Source organism: Kitasatospora sp. NPDC056783, assembly GCF_042789895.1.
In the GTDB taxonomy this organism is placed as follows: Bacteria; Actinomycetota; Actinomycetes; order Streptomycetales; family Streptomycetaceae; genus Kitasatospora.
This window is the reverse complement of sequence record NZ_JBHUAF010000456.1, coordinates 1-6,393: the sequence shown is the minus strand read 5'-3', so window position 1 is coordinate 6,393 and position 6,393 is coordinate 1. Positions and strand designations below refer to the sequence as shown.

Annotated in this window: 4 protein-coding genes and 3 pseudogenes; 2 read left to right on the top strand and 5 right to left on the bottom strand. The window is 67.9% G+C overall.

What is annotated here, in order from left to right; genetic code table 11:
- The 4 genes and pseudogenes from ACFRMQ_RS36665 to ACFRMQ_RS36650 all read right to left on the bottom strand — a co-directional run.
- Nucleotides 1-146 (bottom strand): annotated as a pseudogene (locus ACFRMQ_RS36665) (hypothetical protein); the annotation flags it as partial.
- 232 nt (nt 147-378) lie between these two features.
- The gene (locus ACFRMQ_RS36660; protein ID WP_380735168.1) at nt 379-543 is read right to left on the bottom strand and encodes a hypothetical protein; all 165 of its coding nucleotides are present in this window, start codon (nt 541-543) and stop codon (nt 379-381) included.
- A gap of 30 nt (nt 544-573) precedes the next feature.
- Nucleotides 574-2,805, bottom strand: coding sequence for a hypothetical protein (locus tag ACFRMQ_RS36655; RefSeq protein WP_380735167.1), 2,232 nt, complete (start codon nt 2,803-2,805; stop codon nt 574-576).
- Nucleotides 2,802-3,206 (bottom strand): hypothetical protein, encoded by a 405-nt coding sequence (locus tag ACFRMQ_RS36650; protein WP_380735166.1) that lies wholly within the window; start codon nt 3,204-3,206, stop codon nt 2,802-2,804. Before ACFRMQ_RS36650 ends, ACFRMQ_RS36655 begins: the two co-directional genes overlap by 4 nt.
- Before the next feature lie 99 nt (nt 3,207-3,305).
- Between ACFRMQ_RS36650 and ACFRMQ_RS36645 the strand changes: the two genes are divergently transcribed.
- Nucleotides 3,306-3,449: a hypothetical protein gene (locus ACFRMQ_RS36645; protein WP_380735165.1), complete on the top strand. Its 144-nt coding sequence runs from the start codon at nt 3,306-3,308 to the stop codon at nt 3,447-3,449.
- A 423-nt stretch (nt 3,450-3,872) separates the two neighbouring features.
- Here ACFRMQ_RS36645 and ACFRMQ_RS36640 read toward each other — a convergent pair.
- Nucleotides 3,873-4,378 (bottom strand): annotated as a pseudogene (locus tag ACFRMQ_RS36640) (alpha/beta fold hydrolase); the annotation flags it as partial.
- An 879-nt stretch (nt 4,379-5,257) separates the two neighbouring features.
- Here ACFRMQ_RS36640 and ACFRMQ_RS36635 point away from each other — a divergent pair.
- Nucleotides 5,258-6,266, top strand: a pseudogene (locus ACFRMQ_RS36635) (IS5 family transposase).
- Nucleotides 6,267-6,393: the final 127 nt, after the last annotated feature.

The following is a 6,393-nucleotide window of genomic DNA, read 5'->3' as shown; positions in this document are numbered from 1 at the left end:
AACCAGATCACGTTGCCGACGCAGGAGGCGGGTCCGGCGTCCCGGCGCTCGACGGTGGTCCGTCCGAACGGCCACAGTATGAAGCCGGCGATCCGGAACGACGCGATGCCGAACGGGATCACGCCTGGACGCTCAGCATCGCGCACCTTCGTCGCTCCGCTTCAGGCTGACGCTGAAGCGAGCTTGACCAGCGCGAACACTGATGGCCGACGAGGATCCCTGTCCTTGTCGGCCATCAGCGGTCGTGGCGGCAGTGCGCAGTTGGTGGGTTCTGCGGTCAATTCGGGTGCTCGCCGCCTGTGCATTCCTTATCGTCTTTTGCCTATAGGGATCAGGGTTGACTGAGCAGCGGGCCGGTTGTCGGTGGAGTGATCAGTCTCACCAGACGGAGCAGACGTGGGAGCGGACTTGCCCGTCGCTGGCCTGCTCCAGACCCTGGATGCCGTCGTGCGTATAGGCGTGCTGCTCGATGGTGACCCGGGCCGGGGTGTACCGAGTGGCCGGCAGGCGGGCGACCAGCAATTCGAGGCGGGACCCGCCCACGTAGTAGTGCTCGGCACCGAACCGCTCGTATCAGCCGCGCAGGACGGTGACGTGCCATGCAGGCAGGAGCCCGTGGTCGTCGTCCTCGTCAGGGGAGAAGTTATGTTGCGGCGTGAGGCCCGTGGAATGGTGAACAGGCCGGGATCGGGCAGAGGGAGCGGGGGTTTCGCTCAGCGCGAGAAGCTCCCGGCGCGTAACGAGCGAAGACTGCTGTGGCGCAAGGTGGTGGCCGCGGGCGACGTCGGCGCAAGCACAATGATGCTTGTCGCAGTAGGAGGAAATTGCCGCGAGGCTATCCTTCACGCTGCGCGCCTTGTGGTCCTCAATCCGTGCTCCGGTGTCAACCTTGTCGGAGCTGTCGATGCCGCGCCTCTCGTCGGCGAACTCGTTGCCGGCCCGCGCTTGATTGTCGGCCAGGCCGTTCAGTTCATCGGCCCGCTTCTGTATCGCCTCCTTCAGCTTTGGAATGGTGATCTCAGAGGATGGGTGTTGCAGGTCTCTGGCGGATGCCCGGTAGAAGGCGACAAGGCCCTGCGGCGTGGTCACCTTGATGTTCAACCCGGCTTTGGAGGCGTCCCGGGCAACGGAGCACTCCGCAGCGATTTTGTCGGGACTGCCGTTGGTCGCCACAACGACCGCCGTCATTGCCCCTCCGGCCAGCACGACCGTCGTTGCCACCGCAACGGCCGGTTTGACCTGTGCGAATTCCACTAGCCTGCGCCAGATCTGGGTGGCGTGGTGGGCAACATGCCATGCCCAGGCTGACTGCCCGGCGCCGGTAGCCGTTGTTAGCGCGGCTTGGCCGGCACTGGAGGCGAGGAAGGCCAGGGCGGTGACTGCCGCGATTGCGTCGCCGTCCAGGAGCTTGCGGGTCTGTTCGCCGGTTCGCAGGTAGAACTCGATGTCGTCGGTGAGCCCGGCCTGGGAGGCAGCCCGCCGTCCGAGCGCGTAGAGCTGGAGTGCCGCGCGCCGGTGGCCAGCACGGAGAGCGAGCGGGGCGGTGACGCGGACGAACCCGGACACCTGCGCTCGCTTCCCTTCTGAGTTGAGTCCGTGTGCGACGGCCACCAGTAGGTAGGGGTCGGGGGGCGGTAGCGCGGTGCCTGCGGCTTTGGCGCTGGCGAGCAGGGCGATGATGCCCTCGGCGGCGGTGGTCGCCGACGTGGGCGGCCAGCCCTGGGAGCCTACGGCGACGGCCGCGTCGGCGGTGATTCGGTGTTCGTGTCCGTCGCCGTGCAGGGTGACGAGACCGCGATCGAACAGTTCGAGGTTGGAAGCCGTGGCGTGCGGGTTGCCGGTAACGGCTGCGAACCAGGCGGCATGCAGGGGCGCTTGGAAGGTAGCGAGTGCCACCAGGACTTGCCGTGCTGGTTCGCTCAGAGCCGCTGCCAGGATCTCCGCCTGTTGCTGAGGGCTGACCTGCCCAGTGTCGGTTGGGCCGGGATGATCGAATGGCGCTTCGCCCGATCGGGCCCGCCAGTCGTCGAAGTTACGGATGAATGCGGCGTACTGGAGCAGGCGTTGTGGCTGGCCTTCGGCCATACGGTACGCCTGGTTGAACTGGAGGTTCTGCAATCCCACTGGGCCTAGCGGGAGCCCGAGTTCGGCGCTGAGCAGTTCGGCGGCGGGAGACGGAGCGAGAGGCTGGACGTGATGGATGGCCCCGGGGTCGTTCGGCAAGGTGCGATATGGCGAGGTGAGTAGGAAGGTGCACCCAGGGAAGCAGTGCAGCAGTCGGGTGAGGTCCTCTCCGGTCAACGCGCAGTCAACAATGGTGAGATGGGTTGTCACTCTGGTCACAGCGGCGCGCAGCAGATCCTCGTCGACGCCGCGCAGGAAATCCTTGCCGAAGATCCGTCGCGCCAGGCGGTCATAGACCGCGGCGAGGGTGTCGGGTGGGCCGGCTTGCGGCAGCAGCACGGTGCCTCGCAGGCCGTGCGCACCTAGGCGGCCGTTCACTTCCAGGGCGATCGCCTGTTTGCCGACGCCAGAAAGGCCGTACAGCTGCACGCTCCGGCCGTTGTTGAGCTGGTCGGTGACCTGCTCAACAAGTTCCTCTCTGCCGAACAGTCTGCGACGCAACGGGGGTTTCAGCAGGTCGAGTTGCTGGATGGGTAGGTCGAGCAGGCTAGGTGTGGCGGTGAAGCGGCTGTCGATGTAGACCACGTTGGTCGCGTTGTCGCCGGAACTAATGATGCCCCGGTTTTCGCCGTGGCTGACGATCGGCCGGTCACCGGGCCAGCTCCCTTTGGGCCCGCTCATCGACGCTGGATATTCACTGCGTCGTCGCCGCTGGAGACAATACCGCTGTTCGCGCCGCCCACCGCGATGCTCCGCTCGCCCGAGGCATCCACAGTTGGCAGCAGTGCGGCCAGCTCGCGGGCCAGTGCCGTGTCGTTGGTCAGCAGCCGACGGAGCTGGCGCCGCAGTACGACGAGCGTGTCGGGGTCGTCGGCGGACTCCGCGAGGTCGGTCACGGCGGCGACCACGGGCTCGTGCTGTGGGCTCCGGCGCAGAATTCGGTTCAGCAACCGTTGCCCAAGCCTTATGGTCGCGTCGGCGGCCTCGTCCTCTGCTCTGTCCAGCACGCCCGTGCCGTAGGCACCCACCGCAGCGCTCACCGCGGGTACGACCTGACCGAGCAGGGCATCCATCTCCAGCATCGCTCCCCCAGGGCAGAGGCTCGTCCGACTTAGGTTGCATCTCAGACGGTACTCGTTTCCGAGGTTTGAACTGGAGTGATTGCAAAGGAAGATGACGCTATGACGCGATCTGTTCGGTGTGCCTCGCTGCATGGCGCGGAGGGTCCGGTCTGCGGCGAGGCGGTGGGCCGGGTGGAGCAGACCACTGCCATCGATTCCGTGGTCAACCCGGTCCACCAGCACGCCGCCAGCGCCCGCAAGTAGGAGGCACGGACGGGGACGAACTGGAAGATCCGGGCCGCTTGCAGGCACGCCAGGCTCTCGGCTGGCCCGGAGGAGGGTTGACTACCAAGGTCCGCCTTCGCCGTCGACGGCCAGGGCCTGTCGTTGCCGATTCTGCTCACTCGGGCAACGCCAACGACGCCACCGCGTTCGCCGACGTCCTTGACGGAATCCGCGTCCCGGCCAATCGGGTCGGCGAACGGCGCTACGGTGACGGTCGCGCCGTCGGCGCGGGCGGCCTGGACTGCCTTGTCCAGGTAGGTCACCAGCCAGCCGGTGCGCTCGGTGCCGAAGGGGTACGGGATGGGCGTGGTGTAGTCGAACACCGACAGCGTGCCGACCGGGGATACCACCAGCTCGGACAGCGTCCGGCTGGGTGTCGGGGGGCACATGGGTGGAGACCGGCTCGACGTAGTCGGCGGCGGGCAGCACCTTGTGGAACGGGTGCGCGGTGTTCTCGACCGGCAGGATGCGGTCGCTGGTGCCGTGCAGGATCAGGGCCGGCACGTCGATGCGGGCGGCGTCGGAGTGGAAGTCCGTGTACCAGGTGGTCGGCGCGGCCGCGGCGGCGAAGAAGCCCCCGCTCGCCGCGACGTTCCAGCTGTTGCGGACGGCCTCCTCGCTGATCCGGGTGCCGAGATTCTCGTCCAGGTTGTAGAAGTCGTTGAAGAAGCCGGTGTGGAAGGCGTACCGGTCGGCCTTCACCGCCGCGACGATGCCGCCGAAGGCCTCCTTCGGGACGGCGCCGTCCGGTTGTCGTCGGTCTTCAGTAGGAACGGCTCCAGGGATGACAGGAAGGTGACCTTGGCGATCCGCTCCGAGCCGTAGGTGGACACGTAGCGGTCGACCTCGCTGGTGCCCATGGAGAAGCCAACCAGGACGGCGTCCCGGACGTCGAGGGCCTCCAGCACGGCCCGGCGGACTGGCCGGCTCAGGTCCGGGTGCCGGTGGTCCAGCAGGTGGGCCGCGTGCTCGTCGGCGAGGGCGGCGACCGGCAGTTCGGGCAGGGCGGCGGTGTCGAAGCGCGAGGCTGTGCGGACGGCACCAGCAGTTGCACCGGGGCGCAGGCCAGGCGCCGGCCCGACGAAGCCGCAGGCGTCGGCGCTGGAGTCGTCCAGCCACTGCCTGTCGTCCGGGACCAGTAATAGCGGCCGCCGGGTGGCGGAGAGCGACATTAGGCTGAGCACGGCGATTCCGAGCGCCATGACCGAGGGCGAATCGCCCTGAACCCCGCCGAACATCGCTCGGGTCCCGTTCTCCATCCCGGCCGCGTCGGCGAGCAGCGGATGGCGGAGCTGGTGCAGCTCGGCGTAGGGCAGTTCGGACTCTGTCTCGACGCTGGCGGCCCGGATGGAGAGGTGCCGAGGCAGCAGGGGTTGGTCTCGGGGCGGTACGTACGGGCTGGCAGGGAACGCGTGCTGGCCGGGGCTTCGCAGGCCGACCTGACCGGCCTCAGCGCCCTGCTGCCGAACCCGGGCGGGTTCCGCTACGACGCTATCGTCGGGCTGGTCCCGTGCAAGGGCGAGAACACCACTGGGCAGACAAGTTCTAGGCGAGCAGGCCGCACGCATAGTCCTACAGCCGGTCCGCGGCGACCGGGTCGAGGGACCGCTGAGCGACGCCAGACATGGTGAACTCGCGTACCCACCCAGGACTTTGGCTTCGCGATTGTCCGCGAAGTGGTGGCCCGTGGCACTGGCCGCCAGCGGTGAGGCGGCTAGGAGCTGTTCAAGGTTCGGATCTTGGCTTGGCCTGATGGCGGGCGGGTGTCTCTGGTAGAACTCGGGGTCGTGGCGCGTTTTGACGTGACGGATGCCGAGTGGGCTTTGATCGAACCGCATGTTCCGGTGGCTGCCACCGGGCCGTTGCCGCGGCGGGTCCGAGAGCAGTTCAACGGGGTGCTGTGGCGGTTTCGCACTGGCAGTGGCTGGCGGGACGTCCCCGAGCGCTACGGGTCCTGGACGACGGTCTACTCCCGCTTCCGCGGCTGGGTGGCCTCCGGGTTCTTCCAGGCCCTGATGGACGCGTTGATCGAGGAGGCCGCCTCGCGCGGAAGGTCGGGCTGGCGCTGGTCAGCGTGGACTCGACGATCGTGCGGGCCCATCACGAGTCGTCCGGGCTGGCGGTCGCCGGCGAGACCCTCGATGCGCTCGAACAGGCCCTGACCGAGGAAAAGGGGGTTCCGTTGCCGCAGCAGGAGGCCGTGCCGCGGGTGATGCGCAGGCGGGGCCTGACGACACGTCCGACCCCGCGGAGGTTCGTGCCAAGGCACGCCGTCGGCGCAGGGCCCGGGCCGCGAAAGCCGGACTCGGCCGATCCCGGGGCGGCCTGAGCAGCAGGATCCACGCCGCGGTCGACTCCGCGGGCCGGCCGCTGGCGTTCGTGCTCACCCCGGGCCAGGCCGCCGACTGCCGCCGGTTCCAGCCCGTGCTGGAGAAGATCCGGGTGCGCGGCCCGGTCGGCCGACCGCGCACCCGCCCCGATGCGGTGACCGCGGACAAGGCCTACTCCTCGAAGGCCAACCGCGCCTGCCTGCGCAGGCGCGGGATCACCGCGGTGATCCCCGAGAAAGCGGACCAGGCGGCGAACCGGAAACGGAAGGGCTCCGCTGGCGGCCGACCCGTCACGTTCGACGCCGACCGCTACAAACGGCGCAACCACGTCGAACGGTGCTTTCAGAAGATCAAGACCTGGCGTGGCCTGGCCACCCGGTACGACAAGAGTCCCGAGAGCTTCGCGGCGGGCCTTCATCTACGCGGATCGATCATGTGGCTGAAGTCCCTGACTTCAGCCACATGATCCGAACCTTGAACAGCTCCTAGCAGGGGCGCCTAGTACTCCAGCCGCACTTCGTGATCGGGCCGGTTGGTTCGGGAACTGGAACGGCCACCGCGTGATCTTGGTGAGGTGTGTGGACTCTTCAAGA